Source organism: Aeromicrobium sp. Root344, assembly GCF_001425755.1.
In the GTDB taxonomy this organism is placed as follows: Bacteria; Actinomycetota; Actinomycetes; order Propionibacteriales; family Nocardioidaceae; genus Aeromicrobium.
The window spans coordinates 3,538,348-3,560,978 of record NZ_LMDH01000001.1 but is presented as its reverse complement, the minus strand read 5'-3'; the positions used below and the strand labels follow the sequence as shown (position 1 = coordinate 3,560,978).

Genomic DNA, 22,631 nt, shown 5'->3' with positions numbered 1-22,631 from the left:
TCCGCGATGAAGACCTTCGATGAACTCTTCGCCGAGCTGTCCGCCAAGGCAGCCAGCCGCCCTGAGGGCTCGCGCACCGTCGCCGAGCTCGACGCCGGCGTGCACGCGATCGGCAAGAAGCTTGTCGAGGAAGCGGCCGAGTCGTGGATGGCGGCGGAGCACGAAGGCGCCGAGCGCGCCGCCGAGGAGCTCAGCCAGCTGCTCTACCACGCCCAGGTCATGATGATCGCCCGTGGCATCACGCTCGACGACGTCTACGCGCATCTGTGACGGATCGGCCCTCCGGCGCCTGTCCGTGCCTCCGCCCACCGTCACAGAACTCCTGAGAAGAGAAGTCCATGCTCAAGATCGCCGTACCCAACAAGGGTGCCCTCGCCGAGTCCGCCGCGCAGATGCTGACCGAGGCCGGCTACCACCAGCGCCGCAACACCAAGGATCTCGTCACGCTCGACCCCGACAACGACGTCGAGTTCTTCTACCTCCGTCCCCGCGACATCGCGATCTACGTGGGGGAGGGCACGCTTGACGTCGGCATCACCGGCCGTGACCTGTTGCTCGACTCCGGCGCCAAGGCCGCGGAGAACATCTCGCTCGGCTTCGGTGCCTCGACGTTCCGGTTCGCGGCGCCGATCGGGGCGATGTCGTCGGTCGCCGACCTCGCGGGGTCACGGATCGCGACGTCCTATCCGGGCATCGTGCAGCCCTACCTCGCCGAGCGCGGCATCAGCGCTGAGGTCGTACGCCTCGACGGTGCCGTCGAGTCGTCCGTACGCCTGGGAGTCGCCGATGCGATCGCCGATGTCGTCGAGACCGGCAGCACGCTGAAGCAGGCCGACCTCGAGGTGTTCGGCGAGCCGATCCTGTCGTCCGAGGCGGTGCTGATCACGCGCCGGGACGCCAAGGAACCCGAAGGCTTCGCGGTGTTCAAGCGCCGCATCGACAGCGTCCTGGTCGCGCGGACCTACATCATGATGGACTACGACATCCGGGTCGACCAGGTCGAGCGCGCCGTCGAGCTCACCCCGGGCATCGAGTCGCCGACCGTGTCGCCGCTTCATCGCGAAGGGTGGGTCGCCGTGCGCTCTATGGTGCCGCGTGACGCCGCCCAGAAGGTCATGGACTCGCTCTACGAGATCGGCGCCCGCGGCATCCTCGTGACGGACATCCTGGCGTGCCGGATCTGAGGACGTTCCGCCCCGGCGGTGCTCGCGTCGTCGCCTACGCCGTGGGCGTCATCATGCTCGTCATCACCGTGGTGATCGGCCTGGCGCTGCCGGACGACATCTCGTTCACGGTCGCCGAGGACATCACGCTCTGGCTCATCATCATCGCCGTGCTGGCGCTGCTGCACGGCATCGGTCGCAGCTTCGTACGCGCCGACGACGACGGCGTCGAGGTGCTCAACGGCTACCGGCACCACCGCATCCCGTGGTCGGACATCCAGGGATTCGCGATGGCCACCGGCGCCCCGTGGCCGACGCTCGTCACGAAGGACGACGAGCGGGTCATGCTGTTCGCCATCCAGGGCTCCGACGGCGGCTACGCCCGGGAGGCGGTCGCCTACCTGCGCAGCCGGGTGCCGTCATGACCCACGACCGTACGCTCGCGAGTCCGCAGTTCCCGGGCGATGACGGATCCGTGGACCCGGCGCTGGCGGAGGCGTTCGGCGACGACGTCGCGGTGCTCGCCGCACTGGCCGACGCCCGGGTGTTCGTGCCGATCATCGCGCTGCTCGGCGAGGTGCCGGCCGAGGGCGACAAGAACGCCGACATGGCCGCCGTCCTGATGACCGGAGCCGACGGCCGGCAGGCTCTGCTGGCGTTCAGCAGCGTCGCGTCGATGGCCGTGTGGGACGCCGCCGCACGGCCGGTGCCGATCCTCGGCCGCGATGCCGCGCGGGCGACCCTCGACGAGGGCGCTGCCGCGATCCTGCTCGACCTCGGCAACCCGACGTTCACGGTCGTCGAGACCGATGACGTCGGCCACCTCGCGGCCGGTCACCGCCTCGTGCGCAGCACCGCCGGCCCCGCCTGGGTCACCTGAACCCTCCGCGATGTGGCGTCTCAACCACCACCGTGGCGCCTACTCGCGGTGGTTCAGCCGCCATTTCGCGGCGACGGGGGCTAGCCGGCGGCGATCGAGCGTACGGCTGACAGCGGCACCGTGATGTGGACGTTGCCGTCGTGTCGCTCGACACGGGCGACGAACCCGGCGTTGCCGACCGTGCGGAGCAGCTTGTCGTTGGAGCCCTCGGTGATGAAGGTCAGACGGGGAGCGCCGTGCGACTTGGCCCGGCCGGCGGCTTGCTTGACCAGCATCGTGCCGAGCCCCTGGCCCTGCCACGCATCCTCGACGAGGAGCTGGAACGTCCAGACGGTGTCGAGCGCCTCGAGCACACCGTGGCCCACGACGTCCAGCCCGACCTGGGCGACCAGCGCGACACCCGACTCCGGGGACACCAGTCGGCGGGCCATCCGTGTCGTCATCGGCATGCGCAACGGCACCTGGTAGCGGTTGTAGAGCGTCTCCACGCTGCATCGCGCGTGCAGTGCCGCGACTGCCTCGATGTCGGCGAGCGTCGCCTCGCGCACCATCGGCACCTGCTGACGCGGCGAGGGTGAGATCAGTGGCGCGTCATATCCCACGTCGCTCACGAGCGACAGCAGTGCCTGGGCGCGGGCCCGTTCGACCGAGGTGAACGGGATCGCGCGGCTGATGCGCAGCGTCGTTCCGTTCCGCCGGGTCAGGTCGAGCACGTCGTGGCCCCGGTAGTCGGCGACGTCGGGCGGCTCGGTCTCGAGCAGCTCGCGCAGGACCTCCTCGGCGTCGCGACCTTCCTCGAGAACCTCGTGCACCCCGCGCAGGTAGCGAGTCGGGGCGTCGATCAGGGAGTCGTCACTGACCCGGGTGGCGGAGACCTGGGCGCCGCCGGCCTCCTCGAACAGCTCGGCGAGCTGCACGTCACCCCAGCCTTCGGGTGCGCTGACGATGAACTCGTCGGTGACCCGGGGACTGGTGGGGAAGACCTGCATGCCGAGGATGTTGACCCCGGAGCGCCCGCACGCCAGGGCGATCTCGGCCAGGATCCCCGGTCGGTCGGCGAGCGTCGTGCGGATGCGCCAGAGCATGGTGTCAGCCTGACCCACCAAGTTTTCCGCGCCGGGTCGCGCATGTTTCGGCGAGGGAAAGTCCGGGTTTGGTGGATAAACGGCTGCGCTGATAGCCTTGAGGGCGAAGTGGAGGTCCACCTCCCACCTGCTTGGTCCTTGACCTTGGGGTTACGCCGGTTCATCGAGCACCAACGAACTGGCCGACGGCGTCATTCCTGCGGGAATACGCCACTGGTGGCTTCCGTTTTGTACGGGGGCCATTTTTTCTTGGCCTCCCACACGATCTCAGGAGGATCCATCACCACAGAGCTGCGCGTCAACGACCGAATCCGCGTTCCCGAAGTACGCCTCGTCGGTCCTGGCGGTGAACAGGTGGGCATCGTCCGTATCGAAGATGCCCTGCGACTGGCAGCGGAAGCTGATCTCGATCTTGTCGAGGTGGCTCCGACCGCTCGCCCGCCCGTCTGCCGTCTCATGGACTACGGCAAGTTCAAGTACGAGACCGCCCAGAAGGCACGCGAGTCACGCCGCAACCAGACCAACACCATCATCAAAGAGATGAAGTTGCGTCCGAAGATCGACCAGCACGACTACGACACCAAAAAGGGTCACGTCGTCCGGTTCCTCAAGGCTGGCGACAAGGTCAAGATCACCATCATGTTCCGCGGACGCGAGCAGCACCGCCCCGAGCTGGGCTACCGGCTGCTCCAGCGCCTCGCCGCTGACGTGGAGGACCTCGGTTTCATCGAGTCCAACGCCCGTCAGGACGGTCGCAACATGACGATGGTGCTCGGCCCGCACAAGAAGAAGTCCGAAGCCCAGGCCGAGGTCAAGGCCGAGAAGGTCAAGACCACGGCAGCCAAGGCCGCCGAGAAGGATGCCGAAGCCGCAGAGGTCAAGGCACACCGCGAAGCCGCCCAGAAGACTGCAACACCCAAGAAGCCACGTCGGCGTTCTGAGAACCTCGACCCAGACATGGAGGCATAATGCCGAAGTTCAAGCCCCACTCGGGGATGAAGAAGCGCGTCAAGGTCACGGGCAGCGGCAAGCTGCGCCGCGAGCAGACCAACCGCCGCCACCTGCTCGAGGTCAAGTCCTCCTCGCGCAAGCGCCGTCTCGAAGGTTCGACCGACGTCGCCAAGGCTGACGTCAAGCGCGTGAAGAAGATGCTCGGTCTCTGACCGCGCCCCCCGACATACCGAAAAACTTGAAGGAGAACTGAGATGGCACGCGTCAAGCGCTCTGTCAATGCACAGAAGAAGCGCCGCCAGACACTGGAGCGCGCTGCGGGCTACCGCGGTCAGCGTTCGCGGCTCTACCGCAAGGCCAAGGAGCAGGTCACTCACTCGCTGGTCTACAGCTACCGTGACCGCAAGGCCAAGAAGGGCGACTTCCGTCGCCTGTGGATCCAGCGCATCAACGCTGCCGTCCGCGCCGAGGGCATGACCTACAACCGCTTCATCCAGGGCCTCAAGGCCGCGGGTGTCGAGGTCGACCGCAAGATCCTCGCCGAGCTCGCGGTTCACGAGCCGGCGGCGTTCTCCGCGCTCGTGCAGACCGCGAAGGACAACCTTCCGGCTGACGTCAACGCACCCAAGGACGGCGCCGCGGCCTGACCGCGACACCGCCCGAGCTGAATTCCACGTCGTGGCGAGTCCGCCCGGTGAGCTCACCGTCCGTTCAGGACGGGTGAAGCACACCCGGCGGCTCGCCACTCGTGCGTTCCGGGCCGAGACCGGTGAGTTCCTCGCCGAAGGCCCCCAGGCCGTACGCGAGGCACTGACGGTGCCGGACGCGACGGTCGAGGTGTTCGCGACCGAGGCAGCCACGGCCCAGCACGCCGATCTCGTCGAGGCGGCCGAGGTTGCGGACGTGCCGTGGCACGTCGTGACCGACGACGTCGTCGAGTCGATCGCCGACACCGTCCAGCCGCAAGGTGTCATCGGGCGCTGCCGAATCCCCACGGAGTCTCTCGACTCCCTGCTGGCGACCGACCCGACGTTCGTCGTGGTGTGCGCCGACATCCGTGATCCCGGCAACGCCGGCGCGGTCATCCGGTGCGCGGACGCGGCCGGCGCGCAGGGGGTCGTGTTCGTGGGCGACAGCGTCGATCCCTACAACCCCAAGTCCGTACGCGCGACGGTCGGCAGCATCTTCCACCTGCCCGTCGTGACGGAGCGGGACGTCGCGGCCACGCTCGGTCGACTCCAAGGTCGTGGCCTGCAGGTGCTCGCGGCCGACGGCGGGGGAGACGTGAGCCTCTTCGACGACGGCCTGGACCTGGCGCGGCCGACTGCGTGGCTCATGGGCAACGAGGCGTGGGGCCTGCCGGCCGGCACCCGCACGCTCGCGGACCGGGTCGTCTCGGTGCCGATCTACGGTCGCGCCGAGAGCCTCAACCTCGCCACGGCGGCCGCCGTGTGCCTCTACGCCTCCGCGCGTGCCCGCCTGACTGGTTGAAAGTTGTCGGGCTGGGTCGTCCGAAGTAGTCCATTGGTACTACATTCAGGCCTCATGGACTTCGACGACTTCCCGGACGGCGTCATCGTCGCCGGCCCGGACGGACGAGTCCAGTACGTCAACGAGCGCATCCGTGTCATGGCTCGCGCCGAGGGCGACGAGATGCTCGGCATGCATCTCAGCGAGGCGGTCCCGTTCGACGACCTCAGCGGCAACTCGTGGTACGACACCACCAGGCCGTACGACGGCATCGCCACCCGCAAGCGCATCTCGGAGCAGGCCTGGTGGTCGCCCAAGGGCAGCGAGTACCTCATCACCGCCTCGCTCGTCCGTGAGCGCCCCGCCGGTCCGGTCAGCCGGGTCGTCGTCAGCGTCCGCAACGCCCGGATCCGCAACCAGCGGGACCGGGAGCGGTCCGACCTCGTCGCGACCGTGGCGCACGAGCTGCGCTCGCCACTGACCGGCATCAAGGGATTCACCTCGACGTTGCTGACGAAGTGGGACAAGTTCTCCGAGGAGCAGCGGCAGTTCATGCTGGAGACGGTCGACGCCGATGCCGATCGGCTCAGCCGGCTCATCACGGAGCTGCTCGACGCTGCCCGCATCGACGCCGGACGCCTGACCCTGAAGCGCGGGCCGGTCAAGCTCGACGAGACCGTCCGGCACGTGCTCACGAACGTGTCCGGTGGCGCGACCGAGCCGTTCGAGATCAGCATCGGCGACGATCTCGAGCTGATCTGGGGCGACAGCGACCGCATCACGCAGGTCGTCACCAACCTCGTGGAGAACGCGATGAGACACGGCTTCGGGCTGCGTGAGCTGGCTGTGCAGAACGCCGACGGGTCCGGCGGAGAGGGTGGGGTCTCCCTCGAGGTGCACGACAACGGTCCCGGAATTCCCGAGGAGATGCGCCAGCGCGTCTTCAGCCGGTTCTGGCGGGCAGGACCCGGGGCCGGCAGTGGCTTGGGGATGTACATCGTGCGCGGCATCGTCGAGGAGCACGGCGGCAAGATCGACATCAGCGACGCCGAGGGCGGCGGCGCGTTGATCAGCGTGTGGTTCCCGATCAACGAGCCCGACACGATGACCGACTGACCAGCACCGTTCACTAGACTGGCCACTGGTCCCGACGAGTCCGGGAACCGCTCCGTCGAAAGTCAGGTCAGCTGTGTCCGCGCCCAATTCCTCGTACGACCCTGTGGAGGTCACTCCGTTGAACGCCGAAGAGGTCGAGCGCGTACGTGACGAGGCTCTGGCGGCGATCGCAGCGGCCGACACGCTGGACGCCCTGAAGCAGGTGCGGATCGATCATGCGGGCGACCGGTCGCCGTTGGCGCTGGCCAACCGGGAGATCGGCGCGTTGCCGCCGCAGGCCCGCAAGGACGCCGGCCAACGGGTCGGCCAGGCTCGTGGCGCGATCAACCAGGCCCTCGCCGCCAAGACCGCCGAGGTCGAGGCGGCCGAGGAGGAGCGCGCACTGGTCACCGAGGCCGTCGACGTGACGCTGCCGTGGGACGTCGAGCCCGTCGGCGCCCGCCACCCGATCACGACCTTGTCAGAGCACATCGCCGACATCTTCGTCGCGATGGGCTGGGAGATCGCCGAAGGCCCAGAGGTCGAGGCCGAGTGGCTCAACTTCGATGCGCTCAACCTGGGCCCCGACCACCCGGCCCGCACGATGCAGGACACGTTCTGGGTGACGCCCGAGCGCGCGGCGATGGTGCTGCGCACCCACACGTCGCCGGTGCAGGCCCGCACGATGCTCACCCGCGAACCTCCGATCTACATCGCCTGCCCGGGCCGGGTGTTCCGCACCGACGAGCTCGACGCGACGCACTCGCCGGTGTTCCACCAGGTCGAGGGGCTGGCGATCGACGAGGGGCTCTCGATGGGTCACCTCAAGGGCACGCTCGACCACTTCGCCCAGGCCATCTACGGCGACGGCATGACGACGCGCTTCCGCCCGTCCTACTTCCCGTTCACCGAGCCCAGCGCCGAGATGGACCTGCTCTGCTACGTCTGCCACAACGAGCCCGACGCGGTCGCCGACTGTCGTACGTGCAAGGGCGAGGGCTGGGTCGAGTGGGGCGGCTGCGGCGTCGTCAACCCGCGCGTGCTGGTCGCCTGCGGCGTCGACCCGGAGCGCTACTCCGGCTTCGCGTTCGGCATCGGCATCGACCGCACCATCACGTCGCGCTACGACATCGCGGACCTGCGCGACCTGTTCGACGGCGACATCCGTTTCACCCAGCCATTCGGAGTTGAGCTGTGACCGAGCGCCAGTTGGGGGTCCCCCCACGAGCCCTGCGAGTAGGGGGAGGGAACCATGGGCACCTGCTCGTCGCCCTCCCGTACCGTGTCCCTTCTTCTGAAACGGGAGGGCGGCGAGCATGAAGGTACCTGTCACCTGGCTGCGGGAGCTCGTGCAGCTGCCCGATGACGTCACGACCGAGCAGCTGGCTGCGCGCCTGACACAGTTCGACCTCAAGCTCGAGGAGATCATCTCGTCGGGCATCAGCGGTCCGCTGGTCGTCGGACGAGTGCTGTCGCTGGTCAAGGAGCCGCAGAAGAACGGCAAGACGATCAACTGGTGCCGAGTCGACGTCGGACCGGAGCACAACGACGACGACGGTGCGCGTGGCATCGTCTGCGGTGCCCACAACTTCGTCGAGGGCGACCTCGTCGTCGTGTCCCTGCCCGGCACGGTGCTGCCGGCGCTCGGGTTCGAGATCACGGCCCGCAAGACGTACGGACACGTGTCCGACGGCATGATCTGCTCGAGCACGGAGCTGGGCCTGCCCGGCGACGCGAGCGGCATCATCGTGTTGGACCCCGACTCGGCGACGCCGGGCGACGACGCCATCGCGCTGCTCGGGCTCGGCGACGAGATCCTCGACCTCGAGGTCAACCCCGACCGCGGCTACGCGCTGTCGATGCGCGGCGTCGGACGCGACACCGCGCTCGCGTACGAGCTGGAGTTCGCCGATCCGGCCGCCATCGAGGTGACCGGCACGGGGGAGGGCTATCCCGTACGCGTCGAGGACGCAGAGGCGTGTCCGGTCTTCGCTGCGAGGGCCGTCACGGGGTTCGACCCGACTCGGCCGACCCCGCCGTGGATGGCGAAGCGCATCGAGCAGGCCGGCATGCGCTCGATCTCGCTGGCGGTCGACATCACCAACTACGTGATGCTCGAGATCGGTCACCCGATCCATGGTTTCGACCTGTCGAGCCTGCAGGGACCGATCGTCGTCCGCCGGGCCACCGAGGGCGAGAAGCTCACGACTCTCGACGGTGTCGTGCGTACGTTGTCGGCCGACGACACCGTCGTCACCGACGATCGCGGGCCCATCAGCCTTGCCGGTGTCATGGGTGGCGCCGAGACCGAGCTGTCCGACGCGACGACCGACATCCTGATCGAGGCAGCGCACTGGAAGGCGCCGATGATCGCCCGCACGGCACGGCTCCACAAGCTGCCGTCCGAGGCCTCGAAGCGCTACGAGCGAGGCGTCGACCCAGAGCTCCCGGCGCGGGCCACACAGCGCGTGGCCGACCTGCTCGCCGAGCTCGGCGGAGGCACGATCGAGGACGGGCTCACCGTCGTCGGCGCTGCGACGCAGCGGCCCGCGGTCGAGATGTCCGTGCACCTGCCGTCGCGGGTGTCCGGAGTCGACATCGACGCCGCTGCCGTGGTCGAGGCGCTCGAAGGCAACGGTTGCGAGGTCGCGCTCGACCATGAGTCGCTCGCCGCGACGCCGCCGAGCTGGCGGTTCGACCTCAACGACCCCAACGACCTCGTCGAGGAGGTGCTGCGCGTCGTGGGCTACGACCAGGTGCCGTCGATCGTCCCGGTCGCACCCGCGGGTCGCGGCCTGACGACGGCGCAGAAGCTGCGCCGCCGGGTCGGCAACGTGCTCGCCGGCGACGGGCTGATCGAGGTCAAGACGTTCCCGTTCGCGGGTGCTGCGGACTTCGACCGGCTCGGCCTGCCTGCCGATGACGTGCGCCGGCGCCAAGTGCTCCTGGAGAACCCGCTCTCCGCGGAGGAGCCCGGCATGACGACGACGCTCCTCACGGGTCTGCTGCGCAGCCTCGTGCTCAACCTCGGTCGCGGTCACGCCGACGTCCACATCACCGAGACCGGACGAGTGTTCCTGCCGCAGTCCGGTGACGCCGAGGCACCGATCTACGGTGTCGACCGGCGGCCCACCGACGACGAGATCGCCGCGTTCGAGGCTGCCCTGCCGCACCAGCCCCACCACGTCGGGCTGGTCATGAGCGGCGAACGCGTGCGTACGGGCTGGGCCGGACCGGGGCGCCGCGCCACGTGGGCCGATGCGGTCGCGGTCGTGCAGCATCTCGCCGACGAGCTGCACGTCGACGTCGAGGTGCAGCAGGCGCACGTCATGCCGTGGCACCCCGGTCGCTGCGCGGCGATCGTGCTCGAGGGCGACGTCATCGGACACGCCGGCGAGCTGCACCCGCGAGTCCTCAAGGCGTACGGGCTGCCGGCCCGTGTGGTCGCCGCCGAGATCGACCTCGACGCGCTCATCGCGGCGTCACCCGAGATCGGTCCGCGCCCCGACTTCTCGTCGTTCCCGGTCGCCAAGGAGGACCTCGCGTTGATCGTCGACGACGAGGTTCCCGCTGCCTCGCTGCAGCGCGTCCTGGCGGCTTCGAGCGACCTGATCGAGTCCGTGCGGCTCTTCGACGTCTACTCGGGTGACCAGGTGGCGGACGGCAAGAAGTCGCTCGCCTTCGCCCTGCGCCTTCGAGCGCCGGACCGCACCCTCACAGACGACGAGATCAGGGCCGCCCGCGAGAACGCCGTGGCCGCCGCTGCCTCCGTGGGCGCCGCGCTCCGCACCTGACCTCAGGCGCGGAGCGAGGCGATCAGGTCAGTCGTCCTCGGGGAACGCGCAGTACATCCGCGGGTTGGCGGCCACGACGTACACCGGGACCAGGTCGTTGCGCGCCTCGGCGCTGAACTTGACGCTGATCGTGTTGGCGCGATCGAGGGGCAGATCGACTGGCACGATCGTGCCCTTCTTGACCCGCAGGCTGTAGACCACGTCGGCGTCGGCGTGGATCCGGAACTGTGAGTCGGCTCCGGCGTCGGACCGGTCGTCGAGACCGACGTCGGCGCGCAGTCGCTTGCAGGTGCCGGTGGTGCTCCAGCGGGATGCGCCGGCGGCGGTCGAGGTGGTCGCCCAGTAGTGCTCGACCGGGACACCTGCGACGGTCTGCGGCCCGTACTGGTCGACGTACTGCTCGCCGTACCGGATCAGGTCGGAGAAGTACATCGTCTGCCAGCTGTAGGCCCGGATGAGGACGCTCGGGCTGGCGCCGCTCGACAGGCCGGAGCCGGCGAACTTGAAGACCCGATAGCTCGTGCTGCCGTCGCGCGCCACGATCGACCTGGCGTACGTGCCGTCGGACTTGACGGTCGCGTGGTCGATGGTCCGCCAGCGGTTCCCGCCCTGGTCGACGTCGAAGTACTGGATGCTGACGGTCGAGCCCTTGGCTGCGGGGGAGACCTTGCCGGAGAACACGACGGACGTGCCGTGGGCGATCTCGGTCTTCGACACGTGGAGACTGACGGAGTACCGGCTGGCTGCCTGGGCCTCGGACAGCAGGGCCGCGGGGACGATCGCGAGGGCGATCGCGCTGAGAAGAGCGATGAACGTGCGCATGAGGTGCTCCTTCGGGGGTCGAATGACCCAACTGCCGATGGAGATGCCGCGCGGCCCCGAAAAGTTGTGGCTCAGGCGTCAGAACGTGACGGCTGGCGGGGTCGCCTGGCCCTCGGGCGCCTCGTAGAACTCCCGCGCGTGCACGCCGGCGATCCCGGTGAACAGCAGCCACGGGATCGTCCGCACCAGGCCGTTGAGCTCGGCGACGGCGTCGTTGTAGTACTGGCGGGCGAACGAGATCTTGTTCTCCGTGTCGGCGAGCTCGGCCTGCAGCGACTGGAAGTTGGCCGAGGCCTTGAGGTCGGGGTAGGCCTCCGCGACCGCCAGCACGTCGATGATCGCCTTGTCGAGCTTGGCCTGGGCGGCGGCCTTCTCCTGCACCGAGCCACCCTTGGCCGCGGCTGCCGCACCGGCGCGCGCCTCGGTGACCGCCTCGAACACGCCCTTCTCGTGCTGGGCGTAGCCCTTGACGGTGTTGACGAGGTTGGGGATGAGGTCGGCGCGCCGCGTCAGCTGCACGTCGATCCCGCCGAGCGCCTCCTGCGCACCGATGTCGACGCGCCGCAGCCGGTTGAAGGCGTAGATCGTGAACAGCACGAGCACGGCGACGACGGCCAGGATGATCCAGAGCATGAGTTCTCCTCGTGGGGTGAAGTGAGTCGAGCGGGGCTACCAGGAACCGCCACCGCCGCCTCCACCGCCGCCCCCTCCGCCACCGCCGCCTCCGCCGCCACCCGAGGATGACGACGACTGCGTGGCCGAGTAGGCGCTGATCGAGGAGGCCAGCGAGGATTCAAATCCGGAGAAGGCGTCGTTGCTGCCGAAGAAGCCGTGGCTCGTCGTGGTCGACCCACCGCCGTACCAGGTCGGCACGGGCGGCTCCGAGCCCGTGGCGAGCTGGTACTTGCGAGCCCAGCGGTCGGCGCAGTCGAACGCCACGGCATACGGGATGAACGCCGTGTAGAGGTCCTTCTTGCCGCTGAAGTCGAAGCGGTCCTGGGCCGAGCTGGTCGACAGGAGTCGCTTGAACCCGCCAGCGCGCGACCACAGGTCGCGGCCCAAGGTCGTACGTCGGCGGCCGACCCCGGGCGCCATCAGACCGATCCCGCCGATGACGAATCCTGCGATCGGCAGGAGATACATCGAGACCGGGGGATGGAAGAAGATGGCTGCGACCAGGAAGAGCAGTGCCGCGGCACCCACTCCGAGCCTTGCGAGGGTCTCCGAACCGACCCGTCGCTGCGCCCCGATGCCGTCGGCCCAGGCGCTGGTCTGGGCGGGGAGGGCGTTGCGGACCGACTGGAGCTTCTGCCCGGACGTCACCGAATCGGGACTCGACTTGAAGTGCGCGCCCAGCTGCGTGACACCGAGTGACTCGCCGACGAACCGCGTGACGTCATCGGTCTTGGCCCACGCGTCGGCGTCGCCGACGCCGGTGACGGTCCACGACTTGCTGCCGTTGTCGGTCAGCGTCGTGAGCCCCTGCTCGGCTTGGTAGAGCAAGGTCGCCACAAGGCCACGACTGGGGACGGACTCGGTCGTGACGTACGCCGTCTGCACCGGGCCGAGTCCTGGCGGCGGTTCGTACATCACGGGGGTGCCGGGTTCGTCCTCGCGCGCTCGGCGGTCCAGGTAGTAGCCGGCGAGCATCAGACCCACGGCGATCGCCACCACGACGCCGAGCGCAGTCGTGCTGGTGCCGAGTGCGCGGTCGACGGTGACCGGCCACGGCACGGTGACCCGGTCGGGGGTCTTGACCGGCAGCCCGATGCGTACGGTCACCGGGGTGCGGGGGGAGAGGTGGCCGGTGGTGATGGTCACCTGGTCCGTGCCGGCGCCGGCGATGTCGCACGTGCCCGTGCCGTCGAAGCTCGACGTGCACTGCACCTTGCCGGACTTCGCCGGGAGGGTGATGTGGACCGTGGACTTGTCGATGTCCATCTGCCAGCCCTGTGCGACGACGTTCCAGTAGAAGACCGACTCGGCGGGCTGCTTGTCGGTCCAGCTCGAGGACGCGAACGTGCCGGGGCCGGCCGTGCTGGGCGCCAGCGCGCCGGCGATCCGGTAGGTGATCGTGTAGACGTGCGCGCCGGGACTGACCAAGGAGTCGGGGTCGCCGATCTTGGCCACCCGGAAGTGCCGGCCCTTCTGCCATTGCAGGTCGAACGGGACGCTGCCGCCATCGAGCTGGACCTTGACGTCCTCGGGCTCGAGGCGCACCTGCTTGTCGGAGGGATCGGTGACGTCCCAGAACCGGAAGATGCCGTGCCGGCCGCCGGGGAACTCGGTGGTGATCTGCTCCTTCGCCACCAGATCGCCCTTGGCCGTCACGACGTAGTCGGCGGTGTAGTCCGTGATGCGTACGGGATCGGGTCCGGTGGTCGTGGCGTCGGTGGGGACGAGGGCTGCGAGGGCTGGGATGAACAGCACGCCTGCGGTCACGATGAGTGCCAGTGCGCGCAGGAGGATCCGCATGGCTTGCATCCTAGGGGCGAAGCAGGCTCGGCTCAGGAGAAACCGACCCGCCACCCCGAGTGCAAGAAATTGCAGAGGTGTGCAAGAATGTGAGACATGTCCAAAGTCCTCACCTCCCTGCCCGTCGGCGAACGCGTCGGAATCGCGTTCTCCGGTGGCCTCGACACCTCCGTCGCCGTCGCGTGGATGCGCGACAAGGGCGCGATCCCGTGCACCTACACCGCTGACATCGGCCAGTACGACGAGCCCGACATCGCCGGCATCCCGGGACGCGCGATGCAGTACGGCGCCGAGCTGGCGCGCTCGATCGACTGCAAGCGTCCCCTCGTGGAGGAGGGCCTGGCCGCGCTCGCGTGCGGGGCGTTCCACATCAGGTCCGGCGGTCGTACGTACTTCAACACCACGCCGCTCGGCCGCGCCGTCACGGGCACCCTCCTCGTACGCGCGATGCACGAGGACGGCGTCGACATCTGGGGCGACGGGTCGACGTTCAAGGGCAACGACATCGAGCGGTTCTACCGCTACGGCCTGCTGGCCAACCCCGAGCTGCGCATCTACAAGCCGTGGCTCGACGCCGACTTCGTGCACGAGCTGGGTGGCCGCAAGGAGATGAGCCAGTGGCTCACCGAGCGCGACCTGCCCTATCGGGACAGCCAGGAGAAGGCCTACTCGACCGACGCCAACATCTGGGGCGCGACACACGAGGCCAAGACGCTCGAGCACCTCGACACGTCGCTGGAGTCCGTCGAACCGATCATGGGCGTCAAGTTCTGGGATCCCGAGGTCGAGATCGCGACCGAGGACGTCACGGTGTCGTTCAAGGCCGGCCGTCCCGTCGCGATCAACGGCGAGACCTTCGGCGGTGACCCCGTCGCGCTGGTCCACGAGGCCAACACGATCGGCGGCCGCCACGGACTCGGCATGTCCGACCAGATCGAGAACCGCATCATCGAGGCCAAGAGCCGCGGCATCTACGAGGCGCCGGGCATGGCGTTGCTGCATATCACGTACGAGCGGCTCGTCAACGCGATCCACAACGAGGACACGATTGCCAACTTCCACCAGCACGGCCGCCGTCTCGGCCGGTTGATGTACGAGGGCCGCTGGCTCGATCCGCAGGCCATGATGCTGCGGGAGTCCGTGCAGCGCTGGATCGCGTCGGTCGTCGACGGCGACGTCACGCTGCGGCTGCGCCGGGGCGAGGACTACACGATCCTCGACACCCAGGGCTCGACGTTCTCCTACCACCCCGAGAAGCTGTCGATGGAGCGCACCGAGAACGCCGTGTTCGGCCCGACCGACCGCATCGGCCAGCTGACGATGCGCAACCTCGACATCGCCGACTCCCGCGCGATGCTCGAGCGCTATGCGGCCCAGCCGCTCGACCAGGGGCAGGTGCTCGTCGAGAACGGCACGCTGTTCGGCGACCTGCCCGCAGGCGGTGCGACGCGCATCGAGGCCAACCCCGCTGTCGACACCGACGAGGAGCTGGCGCTCGACGCCGCTGCGATGGAGCTCGGCGCCGATTGAGCGCCGGACGACCCCTGACCGTACGACCACAACTCTGCAAAGGTGGAGAGATGACCACGATCACCGCAGCCGTCGCCGGCGCCAGCGGGTACGTCGGCGGCGAGGTCCTGCGCACGCTGCTCGCGCACCCCGACGTCGAGATCGGTGCCCTGACCGCCGCGTCCAGCGCGGGCAGCACGCTGGGGGAGCACCAGCCCCACCTGGTGCCGCTCGCCGACCGCGTGCTCGAACCGACGACCGCGGAGGTCCTCGCCGGGCACGATGTCGTGTTCCTCGGACTGCCGCACGGCACCTCGGCGGCGATCGCCGCGCAGCTGGGCGACGACACGCTCGTCATCGACTGCGGCGCCGACTTCCGCCTGCAGAGCGCCGACGACTGGGAGACGTTCTACGGCGGCGACCACGCCGGCACCTGGCCCTATGGCCTGCCCGAGCTGCCCGGTCAGCGTGACGTCCTCGCCGGCGCCAAGCGGATCGCGGTGCCGGGATGCTTCCCGACCGCGTCGACACTCACGATCATGCCGGCACTCGCCGCGGGCCTGATCGCGCCCGACATCACGGTCGTCGCGCCCACCGGCGCTTCGGGCGCAGGCAAGTCGCTCAAGCCACACCTGCTCGGCTCGGAGATGATGGGCCAGGCCAGCGCGTACGGCGTCGGTGGGGTGCACCGCCACACCCCGGAGATCGAGCAGAACCTCGAGCTCGTCTCCGGCACCCGCCCGATCGTCTCGTTCACACCGATCCTGGCCCCGATGTCCCGCGGCATCCTCGCGACGGTGTCCGCGCCGGCGCTCGACGGGGTCACCGCCGACGACGTGCGGGCCGCGTACGTCAAGGCGTACGCCGACGAGCCGTTCATCCACGTGCTGTCTGAGGGCCACTGGCCGCAGACCAAGGCCGTGCTGGGTGCCAACATGCTGCACGTCCAGGCGACGCTCGACCCGCGTGCCCGCAAGGTCATCGCGATCGGTGCCATGGACAACCTCGCCAAGGGCACCGCCGGCGGCGCCATCCAGTCGATGAACATCGCGCTGGGACTGCCCGAGACGACGGGCCTCACCACGATCGGAGTGGCTCCGTGAGCCTTCCCCACGAAACCGTGACCGCTTCCCTCGGCGCCCTTCACGACCCGTCCATCGGCGGCCACGCTTCCGCGGGGGCCCCGGCATGAGCGTGACTGCAGCCAAGGGGTTCACCGCTGCCGGCGTGCCCGCCGGCCTCAAGTCGACGGGTGCGCCCGACGTCGCCGTCGTGGTCAACACCGGGCCTTCCAGGACGGCGGCCGCCGTCTACACGAGCAACCGCTGCAAGGCCAACCCGGTGCTGTGGAGCGAGGAGGCCATCAAGGGCGGCTCCGCCGTCGCGGTGGCGATCAACTCCGGAGGCGCCAACTGCTACACCGGGCCCGAAGGCTTCGCCACGACGCACCAGACTGCTGAGGCCGTCGCCGAGAAGCTCGGAGTCGGCGCGATCGACGTCCAGGTGTGCTCGACCGGGCTGATCGGCCTGCTCAACGACCGTGACGCCCTGCTGTCAGGCGTACGCTCGGCAGTCGCCGGGCTGAGCGCCGACGGCGGGCATGCCGCCGCGACCGCGATCATGACGACCGACACCGTCGCCAAGGAGGCCGTGGCCCAGGGCGACGGCTGGACGGTCGGCGGCATGGCCAAGGGCGCCGGCATGCTGGCGCCTGCGCTCGCGACGATGCTCGTCGTCATCACCACCGACGCCGACGTCGACCCGGCCACCGCCGACCAGGCTTTGCGCGCTGCCACCGCGCAGACGTTCGACCGGCTCGACTCCGACGGCTGCCAGTCCACCAACGACACCGTGCTGCTGATGGCGAGCGGCGCCTCCGGCGTGACGCCCGACGTCGACGCGTTCACCGATGCCGTCACGTCGGTGTGCAGGGACCTGGCCATACAGCTGCTGGCCGACGCCGAGGGCGCCGACCACGAGATCGCGATCGAGGTCGTCAACGCGGCCACTGTCGACGACGCCCTCGAGGTGGGCCGCTCCGTGGCCCGCAGCAACCTGTTCAAGTGCGCGATCTACGGCAAGGACCCCAACTGGGGCCGCATCCTCGCCTCGGTCGGCACGACGCAGGCGGCGTTCGACCCCGCTGATCTCGACGTCGCGCTCAACGGTGTGTGGGTGTGCCGCAAGAGCGGGCCGGGGGAGTCGCCCGACGCGATCGACCTCGCCGAGCGCGCGGTCTCGGTCACGATCGATCTCAAGTCAGGCTCGGCGACGGGCACCATCTGGACCAACGACCTCACCCAGGCATACGTCCACGAGAACTCGGCCTACAGCTCATGAGCGACGCGACAGACAGCACTCTCGACGAGTGGCAGCCCGAGGATTGGAAGAAGGCGACCGACAAGGCCGCCACACTCGCCCAGGCCCTGCCGTGGCTGAAGAAGTACCACGGCAAGGTCGTCGTGGTGAAGTACGGCGGCAACGCCATGACCGACGACGCGCTCAAGCACGCCTTCGCCGAGGACATCGTGTTCCTGCGGCTCGCAGGCTTCAAGCCCGTCGTCGTGCACGGTGGCGGGCCCCAGATCAGCGCGATGCTCGACAAGCTCGGCATCGAGTCGGAGTTCCGCGGCGGGCTGCGCGTCACCACGCCGGAGACGATGGACGTCGTCCGCATGGTGCTCACGGGCCAGGTCGGCCGGGAGCTCGTCGGGCTGCTCAACCAGCACGGTGACCTCGCTGTCGGCCTGTCCGGCGAGGACGGTGGACTGTTCACGGCCGAGAAGGCCATGCCGGTCATCGACGGCGTCGAGACCGACATCGGCCTGGTCGGCGAGGTCGTCGGCGTACGTCCCGAGGCTGTGCAGGACCTGATCGACGCGGGCCGCATCCCGGTCGTGTCGACCGTCGCGCCGGACGCCGACGGCCAGGTCCACAACGTCAACGCCGACACCGCCGCCGCTGCGCTCGCGGTCGCACTCGACGCCGAGAAGCTGCTCGTCCTGACGGACGTCGAGGGCCTCTACGCCGACTGGCCCAACAGCTCCGACGTCATCGGTGAGATCAGCCCCGAGTCGCTCGCCGAGATCATTCCCGAGCTGTCGACCGGCATGATCCCCAAGATGACGGCGTGCCTCAAGGCGGTCCAGGAAGGCGTACGCCGCGCCACGGTGATCGACGGTCGCGAGCCGCATGCCGTGCTCCTCGAGATCTTCACCGACGAGGGCGTGGGCACCCAGGTCGTTCCCGGCGCCGAGACCCGCATCCGCACGGCGCTCTACGCCACCAGCGTCACGAAGGACAAGGCCCAAGGAGAGAAGAAGGCATGACCGTCAGCGACTGGACCGAGCGCTATCAGGGCGCGGTCATGAACACGTTCGGTACCCCGCAGGGCGTGCTGGTGCGTGGCGAGGGCGCGTACGTGTGGGACGCCGACGGCACGAAATATCTCGACCTGCTCGGCGGCATCGCCGTCAACGCCCTCGGCCACGGTCACCCGGCGATCCTCGACGCGGTGACCCGTCAGCTCGGCACGCTCGGCCACATCTCCAACTTCTTCACGTCCAAGCCGCAGGTCGAGCTCGCCGAGAAGCTGCTCGACCTCGTCGGCCACGCGGGCCGGGTGTTCTTCACCAACTCCGGCACCGAGGCCAACGAAGCAGCGTTCAAGGCGACCCGCCGCACCGGTCGTACGCGCATCGTCGTCGCCGAGGGCTCGTTCCACGGCCGCACGATGGGTGCGCTGGCGCTGACCAGCAAGGAGGCCTACCGCGCACCCTTCGAGCCGCTGCCCGGTGACGTCAGCTGGATCCCGTACGGCGACGCTGCCGCGCTCGAGGCCGCCGTCGACGACACCGTCGCAGCCGTCCTGCTCGAGCCGATCCAGGGCGAGGCCGGCGTCGTGGTGCCGCCCGAGGGTTACATGCAGGCCGCCCGCGAGATCACTTCCAGGCACGGCACGCTGCTGTGGCTCGACGAGGTGCAGACCGGCATCGGTCGCACCGGAGCGTGGTTCGCGCACACGGAGTCCGGCATCGTGCCCGACCTGGTCACGGTCGCCAAGGGTCTCGGCGGCGGCATCCCGATCGGCGCCTGCATCGCCCTCGGCGACGCGGGCCAGCTGCTGCAGCCCGGCAACCACGGCACGACGTTCGGCGGCAATCCCGTGGCGACGGCTGCTGCGCTCGCGGTGATCGCCACGATCGAGTCCGACGGGCTGCTCGACAACGCGCGCACGATCGGCGACGCGTTCCGCGACGGACTGGCGACGCACCCGCTGGTGGCCGAGACCACCGGGCGGGGGCTGCTGGTGGGCATCGTCCTGACCGAGCCGGTGACCGCCGAGGTGCAGAAGGCTGCGCTTGCCGCCGGCCTCATCATCAACAACGCGACCCCGACGCGGCTGCGCCTCGCCCCGCCACTGATCCTCACGGTCGAGCAGGCCGAAGGCGCGGTGGCGACGCTCACTCAGATCCTGGACGAGGTGACACCGTGAGGCACTTCCTGCGCGATGACGACCTGAGCCCCGCGGAGCAGGCCGAGGTGCTGGCGCTGGCCGCCGAGATCAAGGCCGCCCCGTACGCCCGCAAGCCCCTTGCCGGGCCGCAGACCGTCGCGGTGATGTTCGACAAGTCCTCGACCCGTACGCGCGTGTCGTTCGCCGTCGGTGTGGCCGATCTCGGTGGCAACCCGCTGATCATCGACAAGGCGACGACGCAGGGTGCGCGCGGTGAGTCGGTCGCCGACACCGCTCGCGTCCTGGGCCGGATGACCAGCGCGATCGTCTGGCGGACGTACGCCCAGGCAGGCCTCGACGAGATGGCCGCCAACGCCGGCGTGCCCGTCGTCAACGCCCTCAGCGACGACTTCCACCCGTGCCAGATCCTCGCGGACTGGCAGACCGTGATCGAGCACAAGGGCGCCCTGGCCGGCCTGACGGTCGCCTACCTCGGCGACGGCGCCAACAACATGGGTCACTCCTACCTGCTCGGCGGCGCGACGGCCGGCATGCACGTACGCATCGGTGCGCCGGCCGGATATCAGCCCGATCCCGCGATCGTCGCCGACGCCGAGAAGATTGCCGGCACGACGGGGGGCTCCGTCTCGGTGACGGATGACCCCACCGCCGCGATCTCCGACGCCGACGTGGTCATCACCGACACGTGGATCTCGATGGGGCAGGAGGCCGAGAAGGAAGAGCGCCTCGCGCTGTTCGGTGACTTCGCGATCACCGCCGAGACCCTCGCCAAGGCCGCGCCCGACGCGATCGTCCTGCACTGTCTGCCGGCCTATCGCGGTCTGGAGATCTCGTCCGAGGTCCTGGACGGCCCGCAGAGCGTCGTGTGGGACGAGGCCGAGAACCGCCTGCATGCGCAAAAGGCCCTCCTCGTGTGGCTGCTCGACAAGGCGAGCTCATGACCGTGCCACCCACCAAGGCAGCGCGTCAGCAGCTGATCGTCGAGCTGCTCGGCCACCAGCTCGTGCGCTCGCAGGGCGATCTCGCCGAGCTCCTGGAGTCGCACGGCATCAATGCGACGCCGTCGACGATCTCCCGCGACCTCGTCGAGCTCGACGCCGTACGTGTGAGGCACCCCGACGGCGGGCTCGTCTATGCCGTGCCGGCCGAGGGCGGCGACCGCACACCGCGGCCCGGCACCGGCAGCGCGTCGGGCCACGCCCGGCTCGCCAAGATCCTCCGCGAGCTGATGGTCACCGCCGAGGGCTCCGCCAACCTCGTGGTCCTCAGGACACCGCCGGGGGCTGCGCAATACCTCGCCTCGGCGATCGACCACGCCTCCCAGCACGACCTGCTCGGCACGATCGCCGGTGACGACACCGTCATGCTGATCTGCCGCGACCCTGACGGCGGCCAGGCCGTCGCAGAACGATTCGCGGCAGTCGCCGCAGCCACCCCGAAGGAGCCGACGTGAGCGAGACCCCCGACGAGAAGACCAGTCTCTGGGGTGGCCGATTCGCCTCCGGTCCGTCGCCCGAGCTCGTCGAGCTGTCGCGGTCGACGCACTTCGACTGGCGCCTCGCCCCCTACGACCTGGCCGGCTCCCGCGCCCATGCGATGGTCCTGCAGGCTGCCGGGCTGTTGAGCCGGGACGACCTGACCGCTCTGATCTCGGGGATCGACGCGCTGGCAGCGGATGTCGAGTCGGGTGACTTCACGGCGCAGCCCGACGACGAGGACGTGCACACCGCACTCGAGCGGGGCCTGCTCGAGCGTCTCGGCCCGGAGCTCGGCGGCCGCCTGCGTGCGGGCCGCTCCCGCAACGACCAGGTCGCGACACTGTTCAAGATGTACCTTCGCGACCACGCCAAGGCGATCTCCCGGCTCGTGCGTGAGCTCGCCGAGGCCTTGGCGGCCCAGGCCGAGCGCCACATGGGCGTCGCGATGCCCGGCCGTACGCACCTCCAGCACGCTCAGCCCGTGCTGCTCGCGCACCACCTCCTGGCCCACGCGTGGCCGCTGGTCCGCGACCTCGACCGGCTCACCGACTGGGACGCACGGGTCGGCGCCGACTCCCCGTACGGCTCCGGCGCGCTCGCGGGCTCGTCCCTGGGCCTCGACCCCGAGAAGGTCGCGGCCGACCTCGGCTTCAGCGGGTCCACCGCCAACTCGATCGACGGCACCGCAGCGCGCGACTTCGTCGCCGAGTTCGCATTCGTGACGGCACAGATCGGCATCGACGTGTCTCGGCTGGCCGAGGAGATCATCCTCTGGAACACCAAGGAGTTCGGCTTCGTCACGCTGCACGACGGCTACTCCACGGGGTCGAGCATCATGCCGCAGAAGAAGAACCCTGACGTCGCCGAGCTCGCCCGCGGCAAGTCCGGCCGGCTGATCGGCAACCTCGCCGGCCTGCTCGCGACGCTCAAGGCGCTGCCCCTGGCCTACAACCGCGACCTGCAGGAGGACAAGGAGCCGGTGTTCGACTCGATCGACACGCTCGAGGTCCTGCTGCCGGCGTTCACCGGCATGATCGCGACGCTCACGTTCAACACCGAGCGCATGGAATCGCTGGCGCCACAGGGGTTCGCGCTCGCGACCGACATCGCCGAGTGGCTCGTACGCCAGGGCGTGCCGTTCCGCGACGCCCACGAGATCTCCGGGGCTTGCGTCCAGGCGTGCGAGCAGCGCGGCATCGAGCTGTGGGACCTCAGCGACGAGGACTTCGCGGCGATCTCACCCGCGCTGACACCGCAGGTCCGGGAGGTGCTCACGGTCGAGGGATCGCTGGCGTCACGCGACTCGCGCGGCGGCACGGCTCCGGCTCGGGTCAGCGAGCAGCTTGCCGAGCTGCGGGCCCGCCTCACCGACTGACGGACGTTCAGCAGGCCATGGCTACTGTGGTCCCACCGCACCGCAGACATGGGGGAG

23 protein-coding genes are annotated in these 22,631 nt (G+C 69.3%); 19 read left to right on the top strand and 4 right to left on the bottom strand.

Annotated elements, in window-relative coordinates:
- Nucleotides 1-6: 6 nt before the first annotated feature.
- The 4 genes from ASC61_RS17620 (at nt 7) to ASC61_RS17605 (ending at nt 2,043) form a co-directional block, all read left to right on the top strand.
- Nucleotides 7-270, top strand: a complete 264-nt coding sequence (locus ASC61_RS17620) for a phosphoribosyl-ATP diphosphatase (RefSeq protein WP_056214237.1) — start codon at nt 7-9, stop codon at nt 268-270.
- A gap of 68 nt (nt 271-338) precedes the next feature.
- On the top strand, nt 339-1,184 hold the full coding sequence (gene hisG, locus ASC61_RS17615) for an ATP phosphoribosyltransferase (protein ID WP_056214235.1): 846 nt from the start codon (nt 339-341) through the stop codon (nt 1,182-1,184).
- Entirely contained in the window at nt 1,172-1,588 is a 417-nt protein-coding gene (locus ASC61_RS17610) for a PH domain-containing protein (protein ID WP_056214233.1), read from the top strand. The genes hisG and ASC61_RS17610 overlap by 13 nt, the downstream gene beginning before the upstream one ends.
- Complete coding sequence (locus ASC61_RS17605; protein WP_056214231.1) at nt 1,585-2,043, top strand: SseB family protein; 459 nt, start codon at nt 1,585-1,587, stop codon at nt 2,041-2,043. The genes ASC61_RS17610 and ASC61_RS17605 overlap by 4 nt, the downstream gene beginning before the upstream one ends.
- Before the next feature lie 80 nt (nt 2,044-2,123).
- Here the strand turns inward: ASC61_RS17605 and ASC61_RS17600 are convergent, their stop codons facing one another.
- A complete protein-coding gene (locus ASC61_RS17600; protein ID WP_056214228.1) occupies nt 2,124-3,128 on the bottom strand; it encodes a GNAT family N-acetyltransferase in 1,005 nt (334 codons plus the stop codon).
- A gap of 42 nt (nt 3,129-3,170) precedes the next feature.
- Here ASC61_RS17600 and infC point away from each other — a divergent pair, with 42 nt between their 5' ends.
- From infC to pheT, 7 genes are all read left to right on the top strand, one after another.
- Nucleotides 3,171-4,097 carry a translation initiation factor IF-3 gene (infC, locus tag ASC61_RS17595; protein ID WP_235503590.1) on the top strand — a complete coding sequence of 309 codons (927 nt, stop codon included), beginning with the start codon at nt 3,171-3,173 and terminating at the stop codon, nt 4,095-4,097.
- Nucleotides 4,097-4,291: a 50S ribosomal protein L35 gene (rpmI, locus tag ASC61_RS17590; RefSeq protein ID WP_056214226.1), complete on the top strand. Its 195-nt coding sequence runs from the start codon at nt 4,097-4,099 to the stop codon at nt 4,289-4,291. The genes infC and rpmI overlap by 1 nt, the downstream gene beginning before the upstream one ends.
- A 42-nt stretch (nt 4,292-4,333) precedes the next feature.
- The gene (gene rplT / locus ASC61_RS17585; RefSeq protein WP_056214223.1) at nt 4,334-4,726 is read left to right on the top strand and encodes a 50S ribosomal protein L20; all 393 of its coding nucleotides are present in this window, start codon (nt 4,334-4,336) and stop codon (nt 4,724-4,726) included.
- Between the two features lie 73 nt (nt 4,727-4,799).
- A complete protein-coding gene (locus tag ASC61_RS17580) occupies nt 4,800-5,570 on the top strand; it encodes a TrmH family RNA methyltransferase (protein ID WP_235503589.1) in 771 nt (256 codons plus the stop codon).
- Between the two features lie 54 nt (nt 5,571-5,624).
- Nucleotides 5,625-6,665 carry a sensor histidine kinase gene (locus ASC61_RS17575; protein ID WP_056214215.1) on the top strand — a complete coding sequence of 347 codons (1,041 nt, stop codon included), beginning with the start codon at nt 5,625-5,627 and terminating at the stop codon, nt 6,663-6,665.
- A 73-nt stretch (nt 6,666-6,738) separates the two neighbouring features.
- Nucleotides 6,739-7,842 carry a phenylalanine--tRNA ligase subunit alpha gene (gene pheS, locus ASC61_RS17570; RefSeq protein WP_056214213.1) on the top strand — a complete coding sequence of 368 codons (1,104 nt, stop codon included), beginning with the start codon at nt 6,739-6,741 and terminating at the stop codon, nt 7,840-7,842.
- Between the two features lie 118 nt (nt 7,843-7,960).
- A complete protein-coding gene (pheT, locus tag ASC61_RS17565; RefSeq protein ID WP_056214210.1) occupies nt 7,961-10,438 on the top strand; it encodes a phenylalanine--tRNA ligase subunit beta in 2,478 nt (825 codons plus the stop codon).
- 27 nt (nt 10,439-10,465) lie between these two features.
- Here pheT and ASC61_RS17560 read toward each other — a convergent pair whose 3' ends face one another.
- From ASC61_RS17560 to ASC61_RS17550, 3 genes are all read right to left on the bottom strand, one after another.
- Nucleotides 10,466-11,260 (bottom strand): NPCBM/NEW2 domain-containing protein, encoded by a 795-nt coding sequence (locus ASC61_RS17560; protein WP_056214207.1) that lies wholly within the window; start codon nt 11,258-11,260, stop codon nt 10,466-10,468.
- Between the two features lie 78 nt (nt 11,261-11,338).
- Nucleotides 11,339-11,893 (bottom strand): LemA family protein, encoded by a 555-nt coding sequence (locus ASC61_RS17555; protein ID WP_056214204.1) that lies wholly within the window; start codon nt 11,891-11,893, stop codon nt 11,339-11,341.
- Between the two features lie 36 nt (nt 11,894-11,929).
- Nucleotides 11,930-13,735 (bottom strand): DUF2207 domain-containing protein, encoded by a 1,806-nt coding sequence (locus ASC61_RS17550; protein WP_056214201.1) that lies wholly within the window; start codon nt 13,733-13,735, stop codon nt 11,930-11,932.
- Between the two features lie 96 nt (nt 13,736-13,831).
- On the opposite strand from ASC61_RS17550, the gene argG reads away from it, so the two are divergent.
- The 8 genes from argG to argH all read left to right on the top strand — a co-directional run bounded on the left by argG (nt 13,832) and on the right by argH (nt 22,574).
- On the top strand, nt 13,832-15,265 hold the full coding sequence (gene argG, locus ASC61_RS17545) for an argininosuccinate synthase (RefSeq protein WP_056214198.1): 1,434 nt from the start codon (nt 13,832-13,834) through the stop codon (nt 15,263-15,265).
- Nucleotides 15,266-15,315: 50 nt separating this feature from the next.
- The gene (argC, locus tag ASC61_RS17540) at nt 15,316-16,347 is read left to right on the top strand and encodes an N-acetyl-gamma-glutamyl-phosphate reductase (protein WP_056214195.1); all 1,032 of its coding nucleotides are present in this window, start codon (nt 15,316-15,318) and stop codon (nt 16,345-16,347) included.
- A gap of 85 nt (nt 16,348-16,432) precedes the next feature.
- The gene (gene argJ, locus ASC61_RS17535; protein ID WP_056214192.1) at nt 16,433-17,584 is read left to right on the top strand and encodes a bifunctional glutamate N-acetyltransferase/amino-acid acetyltransferase ArgJ; all 1,152 of its coding nucleotides are present in this window, start codon (nt 16,433-16,435) and stop codon (nt 17,582-17,584) included.
- Nucleotides 17,581-18,573, top strand: a complete 993-nt coding sequence (gene argB, locus ASC61_RS17530) for an acetylglutamate kinase (RefSeq protein WP_056214189.1) — start codon at nt 17,581-17,583, stop codon at nt 18,571-18,573. Before argJ ends, argB begins: the two co-directional genes overlap by 4 nt.
- Nucleotides 18,570-19,739, top strand: coding sequence for an acetylornithine transaminase (locus tag ASC61_RS17525; protein WP_056214186.1), 1,170 nt, complete (start codon nt 18,570-18,572; stop codon nt 19,737-19,739). Before argB ends, ASC61_RS17525 begins: the two co-directional genes overlap by 4 nt.
- Complete coding sequence (gene argF / locus ASC61_RS17520) at nt 19,736-20,662, top strand: ornithine carbamoyltransferase (RefSeq protein WP_056214184.1); 927 nt, start codon at nt 19,736-19,738, stop codon at nt 20,660-20,662. The genes ASC61_RS17525 and argF overlap by 4 nt, the downstream gene beginning before the upstream one ends.
- The gene (locus tag ASC61_RS17515; protein ID WP_056214181.1) at nt 20,659-21,174 is read left to right on the top strand and encodes an arginine repressor; all 516 of its coding nucleotides are present in this window, start codon (nt 20,659-20,661) and stop codon (nt 21,172-21,174) included. Before argF ends, ASC61_RS17515 begins: the two co-directional genes overlap by 4 nt.
- Complete coding sequence (argH, locus tag ASC61_RS17510; protein WP_056214177.1) at nt 21,171-22,574, top strand: argininosuccinate lyase; 1,404 nt, start codon at nt 21,171-21,173, stop codon at nt 22,572-22,574. The genes ASC61_RS17515 and argH overlap by 4 nt, the downstream gene beginning before the upstream one ends.
- The last annotated feature ends 57 nt before the right edge of the window (nt 22,575-22,631 follow it).

What these genes read in the sequence shown, in the direction of transcription:
- ASC61_RS17525 (WP_056214186.1), top strand. Translation starts at nt 18,570, where the DNA reads ATGACCGTCAGCGACTGGACCGAGCGCTATCAGGGCGCGGTCATGAAC.
- ASC61_RS17620 (WP_056214237.1), top strand. Translation starts at nt 7, where the DNA reads ATGAAGACCTTCGATGAACTCTTCGCCGAGCTGTCCGCCAAGGCAGCC.
- hisG (WP_056214235.1), top strand. Translation starts at nt 339, where the DNA reads ATGCTCAAGATCGCCGTACCCAACAAGGGTGCCCTCGCCGAGTCCGCC.
- rpmI (WP_056214226.1), top strand. Translation starts at nt 4,097, where the DNA reads ATGCCGAAGTTCAAGCCCCACTCGGGGATGAAGAAGCGCGTCAAGGTC.
- infC (WP_235503590.1), top strand. Translation starts at nt 3,171, where the DNA reads ATGTTTCGGCGAGGGAAAGTCCGGGTTTGGTGGATAAACGGCTGCGCT.
- argJ (WP_056214192.1), top strand. Translation starts at nt 16,433, where the DNA reads ATGAGCGTGACTGCAGCCAAGGGGTTCACCGCTGCCGGCGTGCCCGCC.
- argB (WP_056214189.1), top strand. Translation starts at nt 17,581, where the DNA reads ATGAGCGACGCGACAGACAGCACTCTCGACGAGTGGCAGCCCGAGGAT.
- argC (WP_056214195.1), top strand. Translation starts at nt 15,316, where the DNA reads ATGACCACGATCACCGCAGCCGTCGCCGGCGCCAGCGGGTACGTCGGC.
- ASC61_RS17600 (WP_056214228.1), bottom strand. Translation starts at nt 3,128, where the DNA reads ATGCTCTGGCGCATCCGCACGACGCTCGCCGACCGACCGGGGATCCTG.
- ASC61_RS17550 (WP_056214201.1), bottom strand. Translation starts at nt 13,735, where the DNA reads ATGCGGATCCTCCTGCGCGCACTGGCACTCATCGTGACCGCAGGCGTG.
- argG (WP_056214198.1), top strand. Translation starts at nt 13,832, where the DNA reads ATGTCCAAAGTCCTCACCTCCCTGCCCGTCGGCGAACGCGTCGGAATC.
- rplT (WP_056214223.1), top strand. Translation starts at nt 4,334, where the DNA reads ATGGCACGCGTCAAGCGCTCTGTCAATGCACAGAAGAAGCGCCGCCAG.
- pheT (WP_056214210.1), top strand. Translation starts at nt 7,961, where the DNA reads ATGAAGGTACCTGTCACCTGGCTGCGGGAGCTCGTGCAGCTGCCCGAT.
- ASC61_RS17555 (WP_056214204.1), bottom strand. Translation starts at nt 11,893, where the DNA reads ATGCTCTGGATCATCCTGGCCGTCGTCGCCGTGCTCGTGCTGTTCACG.
- ASC61_RS17515 (WP_056214181.1), top strand. Translation starts at nt 20,659, where the DNA reads ATGACCGTGCCACCCACCAAGGCAGCGCGTCAGCAGCTGATCGTCGAG.
- ASC61_RS17605 (WP_056214231.1), top strand. Translation starts at nt 1,585, where the DNA reads ATGACCCACGACCGTACGCTCGCGAGTCCGCAGTTCCCGGGCGATGAC.
- ASC61_RS17575 (WP_056214215.1), top strand. Translation starts at nt 5,625, where the DNA reads ATGGACTTCGACGACTTCCCGGACGGCGTCATCGTCGCCGGCCCGGAC.
- ASC61_RS17560 (WP_056214207.1), bottom strand. Translation starts at nt 11,260, where the DNA reads ATGCGCACGTTCATCGCTCTTCTCAGCGCGATCGCCCTCGCGATCGTC.